This window comes from Pseudoalteromonas sp. SM9913, assembly GCF_000184065.1.
In the GTDB taxonomy this organism is placed as follows: domain Bacteria; phylum Pseudomonadota; class Gammaproteobacteria; order Enterobacterales; family Alteromonadaceae; genus Pseudoalteromonas; species Pseudoalteromonas tetraodonis.
The window spans coordinates 2,753,792-2,775,679 of the sequence record NC_014803.1 but is presented as its reverse complement, the minus strand read 5'-3'; the positions used below and the strand labels follow the sequence as shown (position 1 = coordinate 2,775,679).

19 protein-coding genes are annotated in these 21,888 nt (G+C 40.8%); 7 read left to right on the top strand and 12 right to left on the bottom strand.

What is annotated here, in order from left to right:
* Nucleotides 1-29 precede the first annotated feature (29 nt).
* The gene (locus PSM_RS12730) at nt 30-974 is read right to left on the bottom strand and encodes a D-2-hydroxyacid dehydrogenase (RefSeq protein ID WP_013465868.1); all 945 of its coding nucleotides are present in this window, start codon (nt 972-974) and stop codon (nt 30-32) included.
* 440 nt (nt 975-1,414) lie between these two features.
* Between PSM_RS12730 and PSM_RS12725 the strand changes: the two genes are divergently transcribed.
* Nucleotides 1,415-2,548 (top strand): 1-acyl-sn-glycerol-3-phosphate acyltransferase, encoded by a 1,134-nt coding sequence (locus PSM_RS12725; protein ID WP_013465867.1) that lies wholly within the window; start codon nt 1,415-1,417, stop codon nt 2,546-2,548.
* 103 nt (nt 2,549-2,651) lie between these two features.
* Nucleotides 2,652-2,897: a DUF1289 domain-containing protein gene (locus tag PSM_RS12720; protein ID WP_013465866.1), complete on the top strand. Its 246-nt coding sequence runs from the start codon at nt 2,652-2,654 to the stop codon at nt 2,895-2,897.
* Here PSM_RS12720 and PSM_RS12715 read toward each other — a convergent pair.
* Nucleotides 2,894-3,538 carry a transporter substrate-binding domain-containing protein gene (locus PSM_RS12715; RefSeq protein WP_049775596.1) on the bottom strand — a complete coding sequence of 215 codons (645 nt, stop codon included), beginning with the start codon at nt 3,536-3,538 and terminating at the stop codon, nt 2,894-2,896. The two genes, PSM_RS12720 and PSM_RS12715, sit on opposite strands and share 4 nt — an antisense overlap.
* Nucleotides 3,539-3,973: 435 nt before the next feature.
* Here PSM_RS12715 and PSM_RS12710 point away from each other — a divergent pair, with 435 nt between their 5' ends.
* The 3 genes from PSM_RS12710 to PSM_RS12700 are packed head-to-tail and all read left to right on the top strand — an operon-like array spanning nt 3,974 to nt 9,122.
* Nucleotides 3,974-4,177, top strand: a complete 204-nt coding sequence (locus PSM_RS12710; protein WP_013465864.1) for a DUF3283 family protein — start codon at nt 3,974-3,976, stop codon at nt 4,175-4,177.
* Nucleotides 4,178-4,189: 12 nt separating this feature from the next.
* Nucleotides 4,190-4,591, top strand: coding sequence for a GNAT family N-acetyltransferase (locus tag PSM_RS12705; RefSeq protein ID WP_013465863.1), 402 nt, complete (start codon nt 4,190-4,192; stop codon nt 4,589-4,591).
* Nucleotides 4,592-4,616: 25 nt separating this feature from the next.
* On the top strand, nt 4,617-9,122 hold the full coding sequence (locus tag PSM_RS12700) for an EAL domain-containing protein (RefSeq protein WP_013465862.1): 4,506 nt from the start codon (nt 4,617-4,619) through the stop codon (nt 9,120-9,122).
* Between the two features lie 24 nt (nt 9,123-9,146).
* Here the strand turns inward: PSM_RS12700 and PSM_RS12695 are convergent, their stop codons facing one another.
* Together PSM_RS12695 and PSM_RS12690 are read right to left on the bottom strand one after the other, a co-directional pair.
* Nucleotides 9,147-10,091: an ion transporter gene (locus tag PSM_RS12695; RefSeq protein ID WP_013465861.1), complete on the bottom strand. Its 945-nt coding sequence runs from the start codon at nt 10,089-10,091 to the stop codon at nt 9,147-9,149.
* A gap of 8 nt (nt 10,092-10,099) precedes the next feature.
* Complete coding sequence (locus tag PSM_RS12690) at nt 10,100-12,766, bottom strand: bifunctional acetate--CoA ligase family protein/GNAT family N-acetyltransferase (RefSeq protein ID WP_013465860.1); 2,667 nt, start codon at nt 12,764-12,766, stop codon at nt 10,100-10,102.
* A 380-nt stretch (nt 12,767-13,146) separates the two neighbouring features.
* Here PSM_RS12690 and PSM_RS12685 point away from each other — a divergent pair, with 380 nt between their 5' ends.
* Nucleotides 13,147-13,863, top strand: coding sequence for an SIMPL domain-containing protein (locus PSM_RS12685; RefSeq protein WP_013465859.1), 717 nt, complete (start codon nt 13,147-13,149; stop codon nt 13,861-13,863).
* On the opposite strand, the gene PSM_RS12680 is transcribed toward PSM_RS12685, so the two are convergent.
* From PSM_RS12680 to PSM_RS12645, 8 genes are all read right to left on the bottom strand, one after another.
* Nucleotides 13,855-14,514 carry a hypothetical protein gene (locus PSM_RS12680; protein ID WP_013465858.1) on the bottom strand — a complete coding sequence of 220 codons (660 nt, stop codon included), beginning with the start codon at nt 14,512-14,514 and terminating at the stop codon, nt 13,855-13,857. The two genes, PSM_RS12685 and PSM_RS12680, sit on opposite strands and share 9 nt — an antisense overlap.
* Before the next feature lie 105 nt (nt 14,515-14,619).
* Nucleotides 14,620-16,452 (bottom strand): DUF885 domain-containing protein, encoded by a 1,833-nt coding sequence (locus tag PSM_RS12675; protein ID WP_013465857.1) that lies wholly within the window; start codon nt 16,450-16,452, stop codon nt 14,620-14,622.
* Nucleotides 16,453-16,489: 37 nt separating this feature from the next.
* A complete protein-coding gene (gene hemW / locus PSM_RS12670) occupies nt 16,490-17,626 on the bottom strand; it encodes a radical SAM family heme chaperone HemW (RefSeq protein WP_013465856.1) in 1,137 nt (378 codons plus the stop codon).
* Nucleotides 17,623-18,222, bottom strand: coding sequence for an XTP/dITP diphosphatase (locus PSM_RS12665; protein ID WP_016900586.1), 600 nt, complete (start codon nt 18,220-18,222; stop codon nt 17,623-17,625). Before PSM_RS12665 ends, hemW begins: the two co-directional genes overlap by 4 nt.
* Nucleotides 18,223-18,224: 2 nt before the next feature.
* Nucleotides 18,225-18,668: a DUF4426 domain-containing protein gene (locus PSM_RS12660; RefSeq protein WP_013465854.1), complete on the bottom strand. Its 444-nt coding sequence runs from the start codon at nt 18,666-18,668 to the stop codon at nt 18,225-18,227.
* 58 nt (nt 18,669-18,726) lie between these two features.
* The gene (locus PSM_RS12655; protein WP_008113334.1) at nt 18,727-19,260 is read right to left on the bottom strand and encodes a YggT family protein; all 534 of its coding nucleotides are present in this window, start codon (nt 19,258-19,260) and stop codon (nt 18,727-18,729) included.
* 26 nt (nt 19,261-19,286) lie between these two features.
* Nucleotides 19,287-20,108, bottom strand: coding sequence for a pyrroline-5-carboxylate reductase (gene proC / locus PSM_RS12650; RefSeq protein ID WP_013465853.1), 822 nt, complete (start codon nt 20,106-20,108; stop codon nt 19,287-19,289).
* A 17-nt stretch (nt 20,109-20,125) separates the two neighbouring features.
* A complete protein-coding gene (locus PSM_RS12645; protein ID WP_013465852.1) occupies nt 20,126-20,839 on the bottom strand; it encodes a YggS family pyridoxal phosphate-dependent enzyme in 714 nt (237 codons plus the stop codon).
* Nucleotides 20,840-20,841: 2 nt separating this feature from the next.
* Between PSM_RS12645 and PSM_RS12640 the strand changes: the two genes are divergently transcribed.
* A complete protein-coding gene (locus PSM_RS12640; protein ID WP_013465851.1) occupies nt 20,842-21,882 on the top strand; it encodes a type IV pilus twitching motility protein PilT in 1,041 nt (346 codons plus the stop codon).
* Nucleotides 21,883-21,888 lie beyond the last annotated feature (6 nt).

The following is a 21,888-nucleotide window of genomic DNA, read 5'->3' as shown; positions in this document are numbered from 1 at the left end:
GTTATTTTGACTAACTTAATTTAACGGCATTAAACCAAGCGATTACGCGACTCTTGTTGACTAAATGCAGCGATATTTAAACTCACTTCTTTAACCAAGCGCACAATAGATTCGGTACTGGCCCACGCTATATGTGGGGTTAGTAGTAAGTTATCTCCCGTGTAATTGGCCAGTGGATTGTTGTGCTCAGCAGGCTCTTTGGTTAGTACGTCAACACCTGCACCAGCAATCACATTGGTTTTTAAGGCTTGTGCTAAGTCGGCTTCGTTAATGATCCCCCCGCGCGCGGTGTTAATAATAAGCGCAGTTGGTTTCATCATTTTTAATTCATTAAGCGTAATTAAGTCACGCGTTTCATCATTAAGTGGGCAATGTACGCTGATAATATCCGCTGTTTTTATTGCGGTTTCAAAAGGCGTGCGTCCTTGGCGACACTCAGCACCTTTGCGCTCTGCAACAATGACATGAGCACCAAAGGCTTCAGCCACTTTAGATACAGCATTGCCCAGAGTTCCCCCACCAATAATGGCTAATGTTTTACCCTGAATGTCATTAAAGCTGTAATCAAGGCGACAAAACATTTCACTTTTTTGCCATGCGCCTTGTTGGCAGTCCGCTTGGTAGCGATGAGTATTGCCTAATAAGTTAGTAATTAACGAAAAGGTGTGCTGCACAACCGAGGGGGTTGAATAACCAGCAACATTGGTTACCGCAATGCCTAAATCTTTCGCGGCATTTAAATCAACATTATTGGTGCCGGTGGCACTAACACAAATAAGTTTGAGAGATGTTAATTGTGCCATGGTGTCACGATTAATCACTACTTTATTGGTGATTAACACCTCTGCATTTTGGCTATGTGCTAGCACTTGCTCTGGGCTAGTTAGCTGATGCACGGTAAGCTTTCCCAGTGCTGAGATACAATCAAGTGAGGTGTTTGCCAGTGTAGCGTTATCAAGAATTGTTATGTTCACGGTGTGTCCTAATAGTGTATGTGTTAAGGGAATAATAACCCCTGTACGCGAAGTGCTTGTGATAAAAAGAGTATCATCTATTTGAATGTTATTGGGTTTATCATATTGCGTTTACATTAGCAGTTGTAGAGCCATATTTAAATGTGGTCTGCCCACTGACGGTTAACTTGCATGTTATTATGATCAACTGCCTTGCTAAGTGAACTTGAACAAAGTGCTGTTAGTAGGGTCTACCCATTTAAATTAATAATTAATAGCCATAGTTTATACGTATGCGTTGTTAGCAAGACAGCTTGGCTCGGCGTTAAACTATAACGCTATGAAAACTCAGTAAATCGAACTTTAGTATTGCTAGTTTCGTATTTTTGATTGAGTTATAATCAAAATCAGACACAGCGGGGCGTTTTAACGCGCCGTTTTTAACTTTGTAGATGCAGTAAATGATTGAATTAGAAGATAAGTACGCAGATATAAGACCTTACAATGACGATGAAGTTGCCGCCTCATTAACGCGATTAATTAACGATAATGCGTTTATTGATGTAATTGCAAAATACAATTTGCCACGCTTTATATCCGCAGTTGGGTTTTTAGCACGCGCTATAATAAAGCATCAGTTGCGCAAAAAGTGGGGCAAAGTTAAAACGGTTGAAGATGTACAAAATGAAGTGGCACATTACTTAAATAAATTAATAAAACGTACCACCTCAAAAGTCACTTTTTCTGGCTTAGAAGACTTAGACCCTAATCAAGCCTATCTTTTTGTTTCAAACCACAGAGATATTGTACTTGATCCTGCACTGGTTAATTGGGGCTTATTCCAGCATAAAATGAAAACAGTGAGAATTGCGATTGGCGATAACTTGCTGCAAATTCCTTACATTACTGAGCTTATGCGCTTAAATAAAAGTTTTATTGTGAAACGCTCAGCAAAAGCCCCAAAAGAGATGTTAAAAGCGCTGACTCAGTTATCGGCTTATATTTATGATTCACTCAGTAGCGGGCACTCAATTTGGATTGCCCAAAAAGAAGGGCGCGCTAAAGATGGGGTTGATCAAACTGATCCTGCGCTTTTAAAAATGTTGCAACTTAATGGCCGTAAACAAAAGAAAGAATTTGGCGAATACATTAAAGAGCTCAAAGTGGTGCCGGTTGCAATCTCTTACCAATACGAACCATGTGCAATTGCCAAGGCAAAAGAGCTATATCATAAACAACATCATGGCAAGTATGTTAAATCGGCGGGCGAAGATATTGCCAGCATTGTTGAAGGGTTTAGTTCAGCCAAAGGGCATGTGCATTTATCGTTTGGTCAGCCCATTGAGTCAGGTTGTGACAGTGCCGATGAACTGGCAAAAACCATTGATAAGCAAATTATTGATTCGTTTTACTTACACCCAGGCAACTTTATTGCTGCTGGCTGCACTGAGGCGGTGATCAATAAAAATGACGCAGCACAGTTTGAAGAACGTTTGGCCAAGGTGCCAGAAGAGTTAAGGGCTTTGGTTTTAGCTATGTATGCCAAGCCATTTCATCGAAAAACACAAGTAGATGAACAAAGCTGTGAGCAGTAATTAACAGCTTAAGCTAACAACAAAGCAGCAATTTATTTGCTGCTTTTTTTTTGCACAAAAATAGCGCTATACTCAGGCTATGCTTTTAATACCGGAGGGTAAAATGCAACAAATTGAAATATTTGATATTCCTAGCCCTTGTAAAGGTATTTGCTTAGTTAATAATCGCGGTTATTGCAAAGGCTGCTATCGCAGTCGCGATGAACGTTTTTCTTGGAATTCGTTAACGAATTCCCAAAAGAAAAAAGTATTGAGTTTATGCCAGCAGCGCTATAAACGTTACTTACAGCAAAAAAATAAAGTGGCACAATCATCACCGCAAGCAGATCAACAAGGTTTTGATTTTTAAAAGTGTAGGTTGTATTTTGACCTGAGTTTTGCAACTGTGCCGTTATTGTGTAACTTATCCAGTGTTGCTTCTAGCTGGGGAACAATATCCGCATGACTGTTATGTAAATAATGATAAAGCGGGTAGGTTGCAACTACTTGTTTTTCATAGCAGCCCAAAGAGGGAGGAATGGTTTTATTTGCCATCGCAAAATCAATAAGTAACGCTCCTTGTACTTTTTGCTGGATCAGTAAGTTAAGCTGCGTATTATTATTTTTAACTTCAATTACCTTACCTTGAAAATCAATACTGTCTAAATATCGCTGTTGCACAGGGTAACTGGAAATAATAGCAACGCTATCTATGGTTTTAGTGGAGCTGGGTTCACAGCGTTTATAAAGTTCAAGGTTAAATTTAAAGAGTGGATAGTTAACGCGAATTAAATTTTTATAGGCACTTTCAATACTGATATCGCGAGCAAGCTGCCCATCTAACATGCCATTATCTGCTGCAAATAATGCATTTTGACGATTAAAATCGACAATATTTAGTTTAAAGCCCATATCTGCATAAGCCAATTGTAATAGCTCAATGGTATAGTTTGCTTGTTGAGTGTTTTGCGGGCGATTAAATGTGTAGCTATAACTGTGCGCAAAAGACATATTACTAAAAACTAAGCACAGTAATACCAGCAATCCGTTAAAGCGTTTAAGCACGTCAGTATTTCCAAATAATTGCGGCAAGATAATAAGCAGCCATAGTAACAAATTGTCTGTCTTTTGCACAGTTTGCATTAGTAATCTTGCAAAAGTTACCACCAACAATTATTGATTACGTTGAATTATTTACAGTCGCTTATTTTTATTAGTTATAGAGTTAGTTTTTTATAAGTTTAAACGTATAATCTACGTTTTATTGAGCGAGGGGTTGTTGACCTTTGCGGATGAAAATTTGTTCAAGCTAGGGGCGCTCGGCGCGAGTTGTTTAACCTAGTGGGCTAGTAAAAGCCGAGCAAAGCCTCCGTATGCTGCTCACGGCCCTTACCTGTATTCATGCAGGCAACAATAAGTTTATAGCCCCTAATAATTGGAGTGAATATGAGTTTTAATCTGTGTAACTTGCCGCGAGAGCAAAAGTATCAAATTCAGTTAGATTACGAGGCCTCATTTTGGGCTTATCAAATTAAGCGCGGTAAAAAAACGCGTGAGCAAGTGTACGACACTCTGCATAGTCGTCCTGTTGCAGAGCAAGGTGTTTTAAAACAAAAATTTGAGCAGTATTTGGCAATTATGCTTAGCTAGGGTTTGCCTACTATGCTTGTAATTAAACAATTAGAATCAATTAAAACGCCCTTAGTTAATAAGTTTTATACGTTACATAACGTCCGCGGCCATGCTAACAAACAGGATCAAGTCTGGGTCGCTTACGATAATAATACGATTATTGCCGCCTGCCGGTTACAGAATAAGCCCACTTTTTTATTTTTATCAACGGTGTTCGTGGCTCCTTCTTATCGTTCAAAGGGGGTGGCAACCCAGTTATTAGTTGCCCTTTTAAATGCGCAAACAGAACCTGTTTACACCTTTGCTTATCAACGCCTTACTGATTTTTATCAAGCACTTGGTTTTAACCAAGTGTTAACATATACTCCTGCATTATTAACGCTATTTGATGCTTATAAGCACCGAAATATTACCGCATTGAAATATCAATAAAACATAAATTAGTAATAGGACAAGCATGGGTATGAGTATTAATGGGTTTATCACAGCCATATTTGTGCTGTTTATGCTCATAAGCGTTGAAGTAACAGCGCAAGTAAAACGATTATCCCCAAGCGAAGGCTTATCTCAAAGTTACGTTAATACCATGCTTATCGATAACAATGGGTATTTATGGCTCTCTACTGAAGGAGGCCTTAACCGATACGATGGCTATCAAGTTATTCCAATCAATGGCCCTAATGGTGAGTTAGAAGAGGCGATCATCGATCGCATATATCAAGACCAACAAGGGCATATCTGGATTGCCTCCTTATTAGCAGGCTTGTTCAGATACGATCCGAAAACGGATACCTACCAACAATACATAGAAAAACCTGTCACAGAAGAGCAAATACTACAGCAGTCCGTTTTTACTATGTTAGCCACCGATGATAAAACCTTATGGATTGGACAAGGCCGAGAGTTTGCAAAACTCGATATAGACAACGGCTCTATTACCTCCTTATTTACACTTCCTGAGCAATTTGAAAATGCGTTTGTGCGTACTTTGTTTCATTATAACGGTTATATTTTTATAGGTAGCACAGACGGCGCGTATGTTTTTAACATCGCAACACAGCAGGTAAGGCCACTCGAGCACTTGAGCGAAACGGATGTACATATTTATCAAAATAATGTGAAATCATTTGCGCTAGGTAATAACAATCAGTTGCTTGTAGGTGCGGTTAAGGGCTTATACGCTGTTGATATTAGTAATTTAGAGGCAATGTTTAACAACCGCGAGCAATCATTTACAAGCCAAAAATTACTGGCCGATTTGAATGTTTGGGATATTGATAATCAGCAAGGAGTGCTCGATTTAGCAACAGATAAAGGCCTGCTTTGTTTTAATTTAACTACTAAAAAAGTGGTGAAAAATAAACGTATCCAACAGAGTAAGTACACCCTCGCCGATAACAGTATTATTGATATGGTGAAAGATAAATCGGGCGGAATGTGGCTAGCCACTAAAACCGATGGTGCGTTTTATTTATCAGGCGACAATTACAAGTTTTATAATGTAGAGGGAAATGCACTGGTTGGGGATGGTTTATCACATCATTCGGTATGGTCAATTAAGGAGTTCCAAGAAAAGCTATGGTTAGGCACACACAATGGTTTAACTGCGGTTGATTTAAAAAGTAATCGCTCAAAGGTGTATTTAAAAGATTATAAAGTCGATTTACTGACCACAGAGTTTACTATTTTCAAAATTATGCCTTACAAAGATAAACTCTGGTTGCACTCAAACCGAGGATTATTCATTTTTGACCCGCAAACTCAGCAACTTACCCAACCAAGAACTAACAGTCCTACCAATCAGATTTTTTTAAATGATTGGATGCATGGCCTGACATTGCTACCAAACGGGGATTTGTATTTTGTACACCCAGATCATGGTATGTTTAAATATAATATTGATAGCCGACAATTAGTTCACTTAAAAGGCGAATTAGCACAATTTGACCCTTTTTTAGCACATGGCTTTTTACCCCCATTACCGCACCAACCCGAGAAGCCATTATTTTTTAGTGGTGGCGTTTTATATCAATTTAACCCCAATGATTTAAGTTTAAACACCATTTATAAAGTGCCAAAACACCATGAAAATGTAGCCGTTAGTATTCTTTCCTACGTGGTAGATGGGCAGGGCATACTTTGGCTATCGTTATCTAATTTTGGGCTGATTGGTATAGATGCAACGACCTATGAGTTAGTGCACACAATTGATTTAGATAAAAATAAACTCGGTACCTTGTTGTACGATATGGTTCTTGATGAAGAGGGAATGATTTGGATGAGTAGCCATAAAGGTATATGGCGACTAAATCCTGAAACAATTCATTTTCAGCAATTTACAACATCAGATGGGGTGCTCTCTGCTGAGTTTAATAATGGCGCTATGGCTAAGTTAGCGGATGGTCGAATTGCCTTCGGTAGCCTCAAGGGCTTCACCTACTTTGACCCTAAAGACAATAAAAATAGCCAAGGTTTATTAGATCAGGTCAATATCACGCGCATCAACTTAATGTCTCGGGACTTGTCTATAAATTTACAGCAGCCATTAAAAAATATCACTTTAAACCATGATGATATCGGGCTTGAGATTGCATTTTCAGCGATGTCATTTAGCTTCCAAGAGCGCATTATTTATGAATATCAGCTCGATAAAGGTAAAAAAAGTTATACCCGAAATAATCGAGTGGTGTTTCCTAAATTAAACCCAGGCAGTTACCAGTTAAAAGTCTGGGCAAAAGACCCACTGATCGGCGACTATACTGCGCCAGCAACGTTAAATATTAAAGTGAGATATCCGCTATGGCGTGCTCCATACTTTTTAGCGCTTTATACCATTTTATTGATCACCATAGTGACTGCATGGGTAATGAGGCGCAACAAAATACAGCGTATCTTATTGGCAGCACACAAAGAAAGCCAAGACAGTGAGGCGCGTTTAAAGCTTGCACTAGAGGGAAGTGAGTCCGGGGTATGGGATTGGCAGGCGAGCCAGTTAAATATTTATCAGCCTAGATTAGTCAACGAATTAGGCTACGAGGATGACTCGGTGAGTTTAGATGACTACCTAGAAAAAATTCACCCTCAAGAGCGTGCTATTTTTAGGTTGGAGTGGTTAGAATTTTTATCAACAGATAAAGGGTATTTTAATTGTACCTACCGATTACGCCACGCCAAAGGTCATTGGCGCTGGTACAAAGATTTTGGCAAGGTGGTTGAATGGGACAAAAAAACGCCGCAAAAAGTAGCCGGTACGTATACCAATATGACACGCGAAAGGGTGTTTGAAGAGCATGCACGGTTATTTACCGCCGCGTTTGAACAAACCCGAGATTGGGTGTTTATCTTAGATAAAAACTTTAATATACGTGCCTCAAATAAATCACTGCAAAGCGCTTTTGGCTTATCAGCAGAGCCTCGTTCAACCCGTGCGCTTAATTTGGGAATGTCCCGCAGTAGCTATTTTGATTATTTACGAATTATGCAAAAGCTTGAAGTGGGCGAACATTTTTCATGTGAAGACACTGTCGTTCTGGCAAACAAAGAGCAACGCCATGTACTGGTTAAAATAAGCGCCGTAGCTGATGAAAGCCAAAGGCTGAGTAGTTTCGTGATTATTTTAACGGATATTCATGCACAAAAGTCAGCTGAGAGCGAACTGCATATACTGGCTAATTACGATTCACTTACTGGGCTGCCAAACAGAACCTTGTTTAACGACAGAGCTATACATGCCATCGATCAGGCGCGCCGCCATCAGTGTAAAGTGGCTTTGTTACACGTTAATATAAAACGGTTTAAGTATTTTAATGATTCATTTGGCACAGAAAACGCCGATGAGATAATAAAGCTGGTGGCGAACCGCTTGAAAACAGCATTACGTCCTTGTGATAGCGTCGCGCGTTTAGGCGGTGATGAATTTGTAATTCTAGTTGAAGATATTCAGCAAATAGAAGAAGTATTACTTATATGCACCAAACTAATGGATTGCGTGAGTAAAGACATTGTTATGAATCAGCAAAGCGTCAATGTGCACCTAAGTATTGGTGTGGCTATTTTCCCTGATGATGCCGCGCATTATAAAGCACTATTGAAAGCATCAAATGTGGCGCTTTATTATGCTAAAGATGGCTTGGAAGGGTGTTATAAGTTTTACAAACAAGAAATGAATCAACGTGTTGAAAGAGCGATGCATTTAGAATCACAGTTGATAAAAGCTTATCATGAACATGAATTTTGTAATTATTATCAACCCATTATTAATGCGTCTACGCAAAAAACAGTGGGCTTTGAGGTGTTACTACGCTGGCCTGATAATCAGTTAGCGAGTACGCAAGAGTTTGCAAACGTAGCTGAAAATATAGGTTTAATCACTAAAATAATGCTACAAACATTTAAGCGTGCTTTGGTGCAGTTAGCTCGTTGGCGTAAAGTGTGTCCTGATCTATACCTATCAATTAACCTCTCAGCACTGGATTTTGAATTTATCGGACTCGTCCCTGAAATTCGTCAAGCACTAAACAATGCAGCACTGCCGCCCGAGGCTATTGTATTTGAAATAACAGAGTCTATTTTAATGCGAGACTCAGAACATGCGCTTAAAAATATGGACTTATTAAAGCAACTAGGCTGTAAGTTGTACATGGATGATTTTGGAACAGGGTATGCCTCGTTAACTTATTTGAAGCGCTTTCCGATTGATGTATTAAAAATAGATCGCAGCTTTGTGCAAGATATCGGTATTGATTCGGATAACGAAGCGATTATTCAATCTACACTAACTTTAGCAAGCAGTTTAGGTAAAGAGTGTATTGCTGAAGGGGTTGAAAGCGCACATCAGTTGGCTTTTTTAAAAGCGCAAGGTTGTAGCTACTTTCAAGGTTACTTGTTTAGTAAAGCGGTGCCTAAAGAGCAGGTGCTTGAGCTTATTGAGCACGATTGGCATCCTGTATTCTCACAAGCTTAAAGCGCCGCTTAATACATTATTTTATTAAGGACGCTTACCACAGTGACGGCAAAATAAGTGTGAGCTGCGTTTATTTAGCTCTGCTTTTATTGCTTTATTGGCCTCTAGTTTACTTAGCCCTAGTTTGTAGCGTAACTCCTCAAGGTGATGCATCTGCTCATCAGTGAGCTTACCATCGGTTATTTTCTCGTGGGTGGCATCTTCAAATAGCTGGCGACGTTTGCGTATTTGCTCTGAGAAACTCGACGCTAATAAACCGGTTGGTATGGCAACCATCCCCATACTCACCAAAGTAATTACGCCACCAAATAGTTTACCAATAGGCGTTATAGGCACAACATCGCCATAACCAACCGTAGTTAGGGTTGCCATTGCCCACCACATGGCTGCAGGAATAGAGCCGAACTTGTCTGGTTGAATGTCGTGCTCTAATAAATAAATACCGCAAGAGGCTAAAATAAGTAACACAGACATAATAAAAAATGCCGCCAGTAATGAACTCGACTCATCAATAAACGCCTGCAATAACAATTGCATTGCTCGAGAATAACGAGTGAGCTTAAATACCCGCAACAACCGCAGTACCCGTAAAAAACGTAAATCGATAGCAAAGAAAAACATTAATAAACTAGGCAAAATGGCAATTAAATCGATAATTGCCAGAGGTGATAAAATATATCGAATCCGTTTTTGTGTGTTTGAGCAATTCATGGAGGCGTACTTTACGCGATCGACACAAGTCCAAGCACGTATTAGGTATTCAGCACTAAATATAGCCACTGATACCAGCTCCAAGATTAAAAACTCGCTATAGTACTCGGTTGCGATGCTGTGCACCGACTCAAGCACAATCGCCACCACATTAATCATAATTATGCTGATCAGTATGACATCTAAAATGTGTCCCGCTCGCTGATACTTACCTGACGCTTCAAATACTTGGTTTATGGTTTGTCTTAGTTTACGCATAGTACCTATTACAATGTGAGCAGCATATTGATACTGCCTTCTTCAAAATCACGACTTATTTTAAACCCGAGTTTACGAGCCAACTCAATCATGCCGGTATTTTCTGGCAGGGTGATACCTTCAACCGTTTTCACGCCTTGGCGTCTGCAGTGAGAAATAGCCGCGTTCATTAAAATACGCCCTAACCCAAGTCCTTGGCAATCAGAACGTACCACAATGGCAAACTCTGCTTGTAAGTTATCGGGATCCATAATCACTCGCGAAACCCCTAATGTGTGCTGTTGCTCGTCTTGTGTTTGGGTAACAATAAATGCCATCTCGCGGTCGTAATCAATTTGCGTCATTTTAGCGAGTTGATCATGGTTAAATTGTGGCAATTCACCAAAAAAGCGCTTGTATCTATCTTCTTTGCTTAAGGAGCGGTCAAACTCTTGATGTGCCTGCTCATCTTCTGGTTTGATTGGTCTGAGCGTTGCTAAGGTCTTATTTTTTAGGGTCACCGTTTCAACCAGCTCAATAGGATAAGGGCGGATTGATAAACGTTTTCGGTGCGCCTGAACCTGATACTGATTTAGGTTCATGGTGGCATCAAGGACTAAAAACTGCCCATTACTGGCTAAAATAGGATTAAGCTCTAATGAGGTGATATCGGGTTGATCAACAACGAGTTGAGAAATTCGGGTCAGTAGCGCACATAAACGATATTTATCTACTTTTTCTGGCAGAATGCGATCTTTAAGGACTCCCTTATCATGGGCCGCGGCAATTAAATATTTAGCTAGGTTCATATTCAGTGGTGGCAAGGCCACTGCGGCTTGCGCGTACTCAAGCCCTGTGCCAGCTTCACCTAATAAAATAACTGGCCCAAAATTAGGCTCTGTTTTAATGGCTATGCGCAGCTCATTGGCACCTGCTCTAGGCGCCATTTTTTGTAACGAAAAGCCATCAATAATAGCATCAGGGTAGGTGTTTTTTATTCTTAACAGCATGGCAAATGCCGTTTGTTCTACCTCTTGCGCATCATTGAGGTTGAGTACTACGCCACCGACTTCAGACTTAGAGGGAATGCTGGGGCTCATCAACTTTAATGCGACCGGAAAACCTAGCTCTATTGCTTGCTCTTTTGCCTCAGTAGGGGTGTAGGCTACTTCAGTTTGGATACAGTCTATACCGTAGCTACTTAAAATTTGACTCGCTTGATGGGTTGATAAGTAATGTTGCTCATCATTTAAAAACTCTTTAATAGCTGCTTTCGCTGCTACTTTATTAATAGTCGCATCATCGGTGTTTGATTCTGGCGTTTGGGTTAAATGTTTTTGGTTACGACGATAGCTTACTAAGTGCATAAAGGCACCTACTGCGCCTTCTGGGGTACGATAGGTCGGAATGGCGTTATTTGCGCAGATGCGTCTGGCTGCGAAGGCGGCATCTTCTCCCATGAAATTAGTGATCACATACGGACGTGCCATTTTTGGTAATTTGTTCAGTGCCTCAACAATAACCTGAGCGTAATTTTCACTCGGGGCCAATGCCGATGGAGTATGAATGATCAGTAAGTTTTTAACTTCTTTAGCATTAAGCAGTATTTCTAATGCGTGTTTGTAACGCACTGGCGCAGAATCGCCAAATATATCGACAGGGTTTGATGTTGTGTCTGAATGTGGGATCACTTTATTGAGTGCTTCGCGCGTTTCATCACTAAGCTGAGCAAGTTTACCTGAGCTTTGAATAAGTTCATCAACGGCCATCACTCCAGGGCCGCCGCCATTAGTTAATATAGTTAGCTGCTCTACTTGCAGTAATTTGGGGTGCATTGCCAAGGTTTGAGTGGCGGCAAAGAGTTCACGCAAATCATTTACTCTCAACATCCCTGCACGTTGAAACATGGCATCATATACTGCATCTGAGCTTTGTTTTCCGCCGGTGTGTATTTCAGCAGCGAGAGCGCCAGCACTGGTTCTGCCCGTTTTAATAGCAATAACGGGTTTAGAAAATGCCGCCGCACGCGCGGCAGAAATGAAGCTGCGAATATCATTAATGTTATCTATATAAAGTAGGATAGCTTTGGTTTTAGCGTCGCGGCCTAAAAAGTCGAGTATTTCGTCAAACTCAATATCTAAACAATCTCCCATAGATACAAAGTATGAAAAGCCAATTTCTTTATTTTTAGCCCAATCAAGAATCGTTGAACAAACAGCCGCTGATTGCGACACAAAAGCCAGTTTACCTGGCGTGGCAACAGTGTGCGAAAAACTCGCGTTTAAACCTATATGCGGAATAAGTAACCCTAAGCAATTTGAGCCAAGCAGCGTCACTTTATGGTTTGCAGCGTTATCTTTAAGTTCTTGTTTTTGAGTACTTGTTAGGCCATCAGCAATAATAATAGCGCTATGACACCCAAGCGTACCTAGCTGCTCAATAATTTTCATTAAGGTATTTTTATTGGTACAGATAACGGCTAAATCAGGTACTTTGGGGAGAGCTTCAATACTTGGGTAAGCCAATACGCCATGCACTGCAGTATGATTGGGTGTAACGGGCATGATGGGCCCTTTAAACCCGCCTTGTAATAAATTACGCATTACCACATTACCAGCCCGAGTAGGGGTGTTTGATGCCCCAATAACAGCGACTGAGCTTGGATTAAAAAACTGGCTAATACGTTTTAGACTCATTGCGTTTCCTTGGCTGATTAAGTTTTGCTATCTATACCTTCTCAATGTAACCTGTTTATTGTGTTTTTTCGAGCGTGAACGTGCTTATTATTGATATTAGGGTCTGTTGACCTTTCAAGGTTAAACTTGCAGCAGTCTGTTTGGTATTTAGGCAAGGCAGAGCCTATGTGGTGTGGTTATTCCCCATAAATAGGCGATAACGCAGCATAAATGCCAAACAGGCGCTGCCCGAAGGGTTCTGCCTAGGGGCGATTTACTCTTTGTTGCTCGGTTTTTACTTAGCCCACTAGGTTACAAACCTCGCGCCGCGATTAAATCGCCCCTAGTTTGAACAAGTTTTAATCCGCAAAGGTCAACAGACCCTAATCAAGGAGACTAAGGTGAATAAAATATCGAATTTAAGCGTTGTTATGGCAGCGGCGTGTTTAAGCATTGGCCTAATTGCATTGGGTTTTATTATAAAAGGGGCTGCGCTTGATATTAAAGGGATGGAGCGCACGGTGCAGGTAAAAGGGTTAGCTGAACGTGAAGTTGTGGCTGATACCGTTATTTGGCCTTTGCAGTTTAACGATGCCGACAACAATCTTGAAAAGCTTGTTGAGCGAGTTGAGCAAAAAAATGATGCGGTGATTGCTTTTTTAAAGTTACACGGCTTTGATGATGAAGAAATATCGACAGGTACTCAATCTATTATTGATAAGCAAGCCCGTGAATACGCGAATGATAACCAAAAGTTTAGGTATGTTATTAGCTCAAATATTATTGTTTACTCCAATGCTCCTGATAAAGTTAAAAACGCACTGAGCAAAGTGAGTCAGCTAGCTAAACAAAATATAGCTATTGTGCAAGACAACTATCAAACCCGTATTGAGTATATTTTTACTGGGCTTAACGATATAAAACCAGCCATGGTGCAAGAAGCCACAGAAAAAGCCCGAGAAGTGGCAGATAAGTTTGCTAAAGATTCAAATTCACGCTTAGGTAAAATTAAAACCGCTCGCCAAGGGCAGTTTAGCATTAGCGATCGGGATTCAAACACGCCGCAAATTAAAAACGTACGTGTTGTTACCAGCGTAGAATATTACTTATCAGATTAGAGCCGCCACTTGTTCAGTAGAGCGCTGTAAATAAGCGGCGCTCAGTAGCAAGGTTATCTCGCTTGGGGGATTATTTTTTAATGCCTCAAGTATTTGTAATTTTGCTGCAGGATTTTGTTTTTGCTCTATTTCCATTAATGCGAGCAAGGCCGAAAATTCATGTTTTACCGGAATGTTTGGCTTATGTGCATAGGCGATGTAACTGGCAACCGGAGTGAGCCCTTGCTTATTTGTATGTGCTAATGCATGTAGTAACTCTTCGTTAGATTCAAATAACATTAACGAGCGAACATAGTTAAAAGGCAGTTGTGTGGGCATTGCTTGCTTAAATACATTATGCAGGGCGTTATTGCCAGAGTCGTCTGTACTAATAAATCCCTTATTTAATTTAAGTGCAGGCGTAAAAAAACTCAGCGCGTCTAAACTGGTTAGTTTTTCAATAAACGGCGCTGGTGGCGTATTAGTGGTTAAAATACGCACGGCGATGTTTTGCATAAAATCGTATTTAATACTCATGCGTAGCGCACTTTCAAACAGGTAATTAAGCTGTATTACTTGCTGTGCCTCAGTGAGCTTTTTAAAATCGTTATCTAGCTCATCAAACTGCTGTTGTTTAATACGCGCATTGAGTAGCTGTATGCTTAGATCCATTCTGTTCTCCTTGAATTCCAACTTTATCCTAGCTTAATTTTTTGCTTTATAAAACAAAAGGCCGCAATTGCGACCTTTTATAACCTTTAAGTAAATACTTAAAAATTAAGCTTGTTTGCTGGCAATCCACTCATTAACGAAGTTTTCTAGTACGTTTAATGGTACAGGGCCATTTTTAAGCACTACATCGTGGAACTGGCGGATATCAAACTTATCGCCAAGTTGCATTTTAGCATCTTCACGTAGTTCTAAAATTTTCAGCATACCTACTTTGTAAGCCGTTGCTTGAGATGGCATTACAATATGACGCTCAACCATTTTTACACCGTCAGAAGTGGCGTTAGGGGTGTTGTTAACGTAGTAATCAATACCTTCTTGACGAGTCCACTTCATTGCGTGAATACCGGTATCAACCACTAAACGACATGCACGCCATAATTCCATGGCTAAGCGACCAAAATCTGAATACGGGTCTTCGTAAAGGCCCATTTCTTTTGGTAGTAATTCTGAGTATAACCCCCAGCCTTCAATGTAGGCTGTGTAACCACCAAATTTACGGAACTTAGGTACACCTTCAAGTTCTTGTGAAATGGCAATTTGCATATGGTGACCCGGAATCCCCTCATGATAAGCCAAGGCTTCCATTTGGTAAGTAGGCATTGCTTCCATGTCGTATAGGTTGGCGTAGTAAATACCTGGGCGAGAACCATCTGGCGCAGGTTGTTGATAAAACGCTTTACCTGCCGCTTTTTCACGGAATGCTTCAACACGTTTTACAATCATGTCGGCTTTTGGTTTTACAATAAACAGCTCATCTAAGCGTGTTTTCATGTTATCAATTAAACCTTTAGCTTCACTTAGGTACTGTGCTTTACCAGCTTCAGTGTTAGCTAAATAAAATTGCTTGTCGGTTTTCATAAACTGCATAAAGGCGTTTAAGTCGCCCTCAAAGCCGACTTTATCTTTAATGGCACGCATTTCATCATGAATACGTGATACTTCAGCAAGGCCAATGGCATGAATCTCTTTTGCTGTAAGGTCTGTCGTGGTGGTGCGTTTCAGTGCGTTATTGTAAAACGCTTCGCCATCAGGGAATTTCCAAGCACCGTCACGGTCATCAGCACGTTTTTCTAGCTGTGCAATGTAGTTAATTAACTTAGAGTAAGCAGGTTTAACCGCTGTTTTTAATGCTTCAGTCGCTTTACTAATAAGTGCATCTTTTTCAGCTTGGTCTATTTCTAAGGCATTAACTTTGCGTTTAAAGTCAGCTAAAAGCGTAGAATCTTCACCTTGTTCAAACGGCGCACCTTTAATGATGTTTTTGCTTGAATCAATGACGTGTGGAAATACAAATTTAGGCGCGATGATGTTTTTATCGGCGCGAATTTCTAAGCCAGTAATAAGCTGATCAAATACACCCGGTACCCCATTTAAACGAGCAATGTAATCGTTAGCTTCTTTTACGTTGCTAATTTGATGCTGGTTGATTAAAAAAGCCGGCACCATAGAGTGCGTACCAAACATTTGGTTTACAGGGTAGTTGTGGTAACGCCATTTGAAATCAGCAATGCTGGCTTCTAAATCTTGTTTTTTTAAATCATAACTTACTTGGGTTGCTGTATCTAATTGCGCACGATTAATGCTGTTGAGTGTGACCAAATCGGCTTTAGCTTGTGCCAAGTCTCTAAGGGCTTTTTCTTCGCTGTTGTCATCCCATTTATCGTAATCTTTTTTGATGCCCATGTAGGTTTGATAAACCGGGCTGCTCATTACATCACGATTAAAAGTGTCTTCAAAAAAAGCATTCGCTTTGTCAATTTCACTTTGAACAGGTTGAGCTTGAACCGCAGGTGCAGGCGTTGATTGTTGTGTTGCTTGTTGGCAACCTGCAAGCAGTGCCACACTAATGGTGGCAGCAATTAGAGTAAGTTTACGCATTCGTTTCCCTTTTGTTGTTAGAAACCTATTATTGTCACTAAACAAATAACGCAAGTAGATCATTTAAAAAACGTTGCCCTTGGAGTGTAACGTGCCAGTGGCTGTCTGTTTTTGTTAGTAAACCGGCATTAATGGCTTTATCTAGTGCATGCTGTTGGCTTTGCAGTGGTTGCTGCGTCAGCGCATTAAAATCATTTATAGGGCATGGCTCTATTAAACGAAAGCGATTCATAAAAAATTCAAACGCTAAGTCGTCTTGCTCTACTTGCCAGCTTTTGTACAAGTAGGGTTTAATAATATCCATATAGCCCCGAGGGTGTTTTACCTTTTCAGTGCGTGTTATCACCCCCGTTTTCGCATCAGTAACCTTACCATGAGCGCCGCAGCCAATGCCAAGATAATCGCCAAACCGCCAATAATTTAAGTTATGTTGGCATTGATAGCCAGGTTTTGCATACCCTGATATTTCATATTGCTGATAGCCAGCTTGTGCTAATAATGCTTGGCCTTGCTCTTGAATATCCCATAAGGTTTCATCTTGTGGCAAAGTCGGCGGTTTTGAAGCAAATTGCGTATTGGGCTCAATGGTGAGCTGATACCAAGAAATATGCGGTGGATTGAGCGCAATAATTTGTTTTAAATCACTCAGTGCATCATCAAGAGACTGCCCTGGTAAGCCATGCATTAAGTCAAGGTTAAAGCTATTTAACCCTGCTTCACTGGCTTGCTGTGCAGCATAACTGGCTTCATCGGCACCATGAATTCGACCTAGGGCTTTTAACTTATCGTTCTGCATGCTTTGCACGCCGATAGAGATACGGTTAATGCCTGCTTTTACATAATCTTTAAAACGGCCAGTTTCTACTGTGCCGGGATTTGCTTCAAGGGTTATTTCACAGTTATCGCTTAAGCCAATTAGGCTATCTACTTCCTTGAGTAAACGGGTGTATGCCGCGCCGGTTAATAGGCTTGGTGTGCCGCCACCTATAAAAATACTGTGAATTTTACGCCCTTGTACTAAGTGTAAATCAGCTTTTAAATCGTCGATTAAATGCTGTACATACTCAGCTTCAGGGATGTCACCTTTTTGTCCGTGGCTGTTAAAGTCGCAGTACGGGCATTTTTGCACGCACCATGGCACATGCACATATAAACTTAGTGGAGGAAGGTTCACAGGCCGCCTTTGTGTTGTAGCTCTTGCAGTAACATTTTAAGTGCTTGCCCACGATGACTTAGGGTATTTTTTTGCGCTTTTGTCAGCTCTGCACTGGTGCAATTTTCTGATGGCACAAAAAAGATAGGATCGTAGCCAAAGCCACCTTCACCGTGTTGGCTAAGGGTTATTTCGCCCTCCCAGCTAGCACTGCAAATAAGTGGGGTAGGGTCGTCGGCGTGACGCATCAGTACCAATACACACCAAAAACGAGCACGGCGGTTAGGGTTATCGCCTAAATCAGCCAGTAATTTATCGATATTATCTTGATCACTTGCGCCTTTACCTGCAAAGCGGGCAGAGTAAACGCCGGGTGCGCCATTTAAGCTATCAACTTCTAATCCCGAATCATCAGCAATAGCCGGTAATCCAGTTATTTTAGCTGCATGACGCGCCTTAATTATCGCGTTTTCTACAAACGTGGTGCCTGTTTCGGCCACTTCGCTCACGTTAAAGTCGCTTTGTGGTACTACATTAATATTAAGCGAGCTGAGCATGTTAGCCAGCTCATTTACTTTGCCGGGATTGCCGGTTGCAAGTACTAAGGTGTTGGTCATATTTAATCTACGTAAAATTTTTGCTGAAACTTTAATGTTTGGAACTGGTTACCTTGTTGGATTTCAATTTCAAAACGTAAAATTTCTTCGTTAGTGTAATCTACTTGTGCTAGGTAATAAACAGAATCGCCTTCAACCACTTCTTTAAAGTTGAGGCTTTGTTTATTGCCTAATAAATTTCTAGCGGTGCCTTGTAATGTCGCTTTTTGCGCTGTTTTATCAGTATCATTTTTTAAGATGGAAATATTAACAATACCTTTGTAGCCGCTGCGTTCCAAGCCATATGTTTTGGCTATTTGTGGCTGAATAAACGTTGATGGAAAGGCTATATAATGAACTTGCCAAGGGCCTAGTTCTTTATATTGAGCGCCTTGTTCTTGTGCGCTGTGTGCATTAAATGCTAAGGCGAGACAAGCAATAAAACAAAACTTTATTAAACGTTGCATGGTTAACTCCTGAGTATGTAAAAAAGAGGCACTAGGCCTCTTTTATATTACGTTATGCTTAAGCTAAAAGGTCCATTAGCAGCATTTGTAAAAACTGAATGCCGATGATTAGTACCAGTACCGATAAATCTAATCCCCCTAATGGCGGTAAAATTTTACGGATGGGCTTTAACATTGGCTCAGTAAGCTGATGGAATACCGCTTCAATTGGGTTATAGCCTTGGCTTACCCAGCTTAAAATAGCGCGGATGATTAATACCCAAAAGACTAAATTTAAACCTTCTTTTAAAACAGTTATTAGCGCCTGTATAAGCACAGGCTGAATAGCCCAAGAGCTATAAATCAGCCACATTAGGGTACTTATTTTTGCCGCAGCCACTATAAATGCCAGCAACAAAGAGGCTAAATCAAGCCCGCCTAGCCCTGGAATGATTTTTCGCAGCGGGTTAACTGCAAACGAAGTGGCTTTGACCACAAATTGGCTCATTGGGTTGTAAAAGTCGGCTTTTGCCCACTGTAGCCAGAAACGCAGTAGTACCACCATTAAAAATAGATCAAACAAGGTGCTAATTAAAAATTGCATGGCATTCATAGTATAACCTTCAATAAAAAATGGTTTTAAAGTTCTTGTTCCATTTGCACTGCACGCGCAATACACGCATCCATTGCATCGCCTACGGTTTTAGTTAAACCTTGTGCTTTTAAATGCTCAACGGCTGCATGCGTGGTACCGCCTTTTGATGTCACATTTGAACGTAATTGTGAAATGCTAATATCAGTTTGGCTAAGTGCCATTTCAGCTGCACCAAGGGCGGTTTGCTGCACTAAGCGGCGTGCGTCTTCATCACTAAACCCAAGCGCTTTGGCTTTTTCTTCAATGGCTTCCATAAATAAGAAAAAGTAAGCCGGTGAAGAGCCGGTAACAGCAATCACGTCGTTTATTTGCGACTCTTTTTCAACCCATACAACGATGCCTGTACATTCAAATACTTGCTGTACAAAATCATGCTCGCTTTGGGTTTCGCCTGCACCATATAAGCCAGATACACCACGGCCAAGTAATGATGGCGTATTTGGCATACAACGTACCATTTTTACATCTTGACCAAGCATTTCACGTAAGCGCTTAACGGTTAAGCCTGCCGCGACTGAGATAAATAATTTATCGCTAAAGTCGACACCTGAATCTTGAAATGATTGGCATAAATCGCCCATCATTTGTGGTTTAACAGACAAAACAATGACATCGGCATCGCGCATAGCTTCGTTATTGTCACTGGTGGTTTGCACTTTGAAATCGGCAGCTACCTTAGCTAGTTTTTCTTGGTTGCGGTTAGTCGCAATAATATTATTTGCGTTAAAGCCGTTTTTTACCATGCCACCAATGATGGCGTAGCTCATATTACCTGTGCCTATAAATGCGATTTTTTTATCTGACATATGTCTGTTATCACCTTTTAAGTTCGTGTTCCAAAAATATCTGTGCCGATCCTCACCATGGTTGAACCTGCCGCTATGGCAGCTTCTACATCGTTACTCATCCCCATCGACAACGTATCTATATGAGGATATTGGGTCTGTAGTTTATCAAAGCAAGTTTGTAATTGCTCAAAATATTGAATTTGCGTGTTTGTATCGTCACTTTTAGCGGGAATAGCCATCAGTCCGCGCAACTGTAAATGGGCACATTGATCTATATATTGCGCCAGCTCAGTGATTTCATTGGGGTGACAACCAGACTTTGCTTCTTCTTCGCTAATATTCACTTGAATAAGTACATTCAGTGGTGGCATTGTCTCAGGTCGTTGACTGTTTAATCGCTTGGCTATTTTAAGTCTGTCTACACTTTGCACCCAAGCAAAATTGGCAGCGACTAAAGCACTTTTATTTGACTGAATAGGGCCAATGAAATGCCAAACAATATCGCTAAATGTGTCTAGTTGCGCTATTTTATCTACAGCCTCTTGAACATAAGATTCACCAAATTGACGTTGCCCTTGCTCATAAGCTGCCATAATATCAGTAGCGGGTTTGGTTTTAGATACTGCAAGTAACGTAATATCGTTACTATTACGTTGTGCTTTGTGCGCTGCCTCTGCAATTCTAGCGTAGGCGGATGTGAGTCGTTCTGCTATTGTAACCATATATTTATCAGTTAGTTGTGGAGTCATAAATGGATATCACCGAATTATTGGCATTTAGTGTGCAACATAAAGCATCAGATTTGCACTTATCATCAGGGGTATCACCTATGATACGTGTTGATGGCGATGTGCGACGTATTAATATACCAGCACTTGGAGATAAAGAAGTCAGCAGTCTGGTTTATGACATTATGAACGATAACCAGCGTAAGGACTATGAACAAAATCTCGAAGTGGATTTTTCTTTTGAAGTCCCTAATTTAGCACGTTTTCGTGTAAATGCCTTTAACTCTAATCGTGGCCCTGCTGCTGTGTTTCGTACTATCCCGAGTGACGTACTCACTCTTGAAGATTTAGGCGCACCTGAAATATTTAAACAAATTTCAGATAACCCACGAGGCCTAGTGTTAGTCACGGGCCCTACAGGTTCAGGTAAGTCGACCACGCTTGCGGCGATGGTCGATTACATTAACCAAACTAAGCATCATCATGTGCTGACTATTGAAGATCCTATCGAATTTGTTCACGATAATAAACTCAGCTTAATTAATCAGCGGGAAGTTCATCGTGATACACATAGCTTTTCTAACGCACTACGCAGCGCACTCCGTGAAGACCCTGATGTTATTTTAGTGGGTGAGTTACGAGATTTAGAAACTATTCGCCTTGCTATGACCGCTGCGGAAACCGGTCACTTGGTGTTTGGTACTTTGCATACGACCTCTGCACCTAAAACCATTGACCGTATTATTGATGTATTCCCTGGCGAAGAAAAAGATATGATCCGCTCTATGCTCTCTGAGTCATTACGTGCAGTTATTTCGCAAACACTGATAAAAAAAGTAGGGGGAGGGCGAGTGGCTGCACACGAAATTATGTTGGCAACGCCTGCTATTCGTAACTTAATCCGTGAAGATAAAATTGCACAAATGTATTCATCAATTCAAACAGGTGCGTCGCAAGGCATGCAAACCATGGATCAATGTTTAACAAGCTTAGTTAACCGTGGCATTATCACTCACTCAGCGGCGTATACAAAAGCGCAAGATAAGACGCAGTTTAGCGCTTAAGGAATT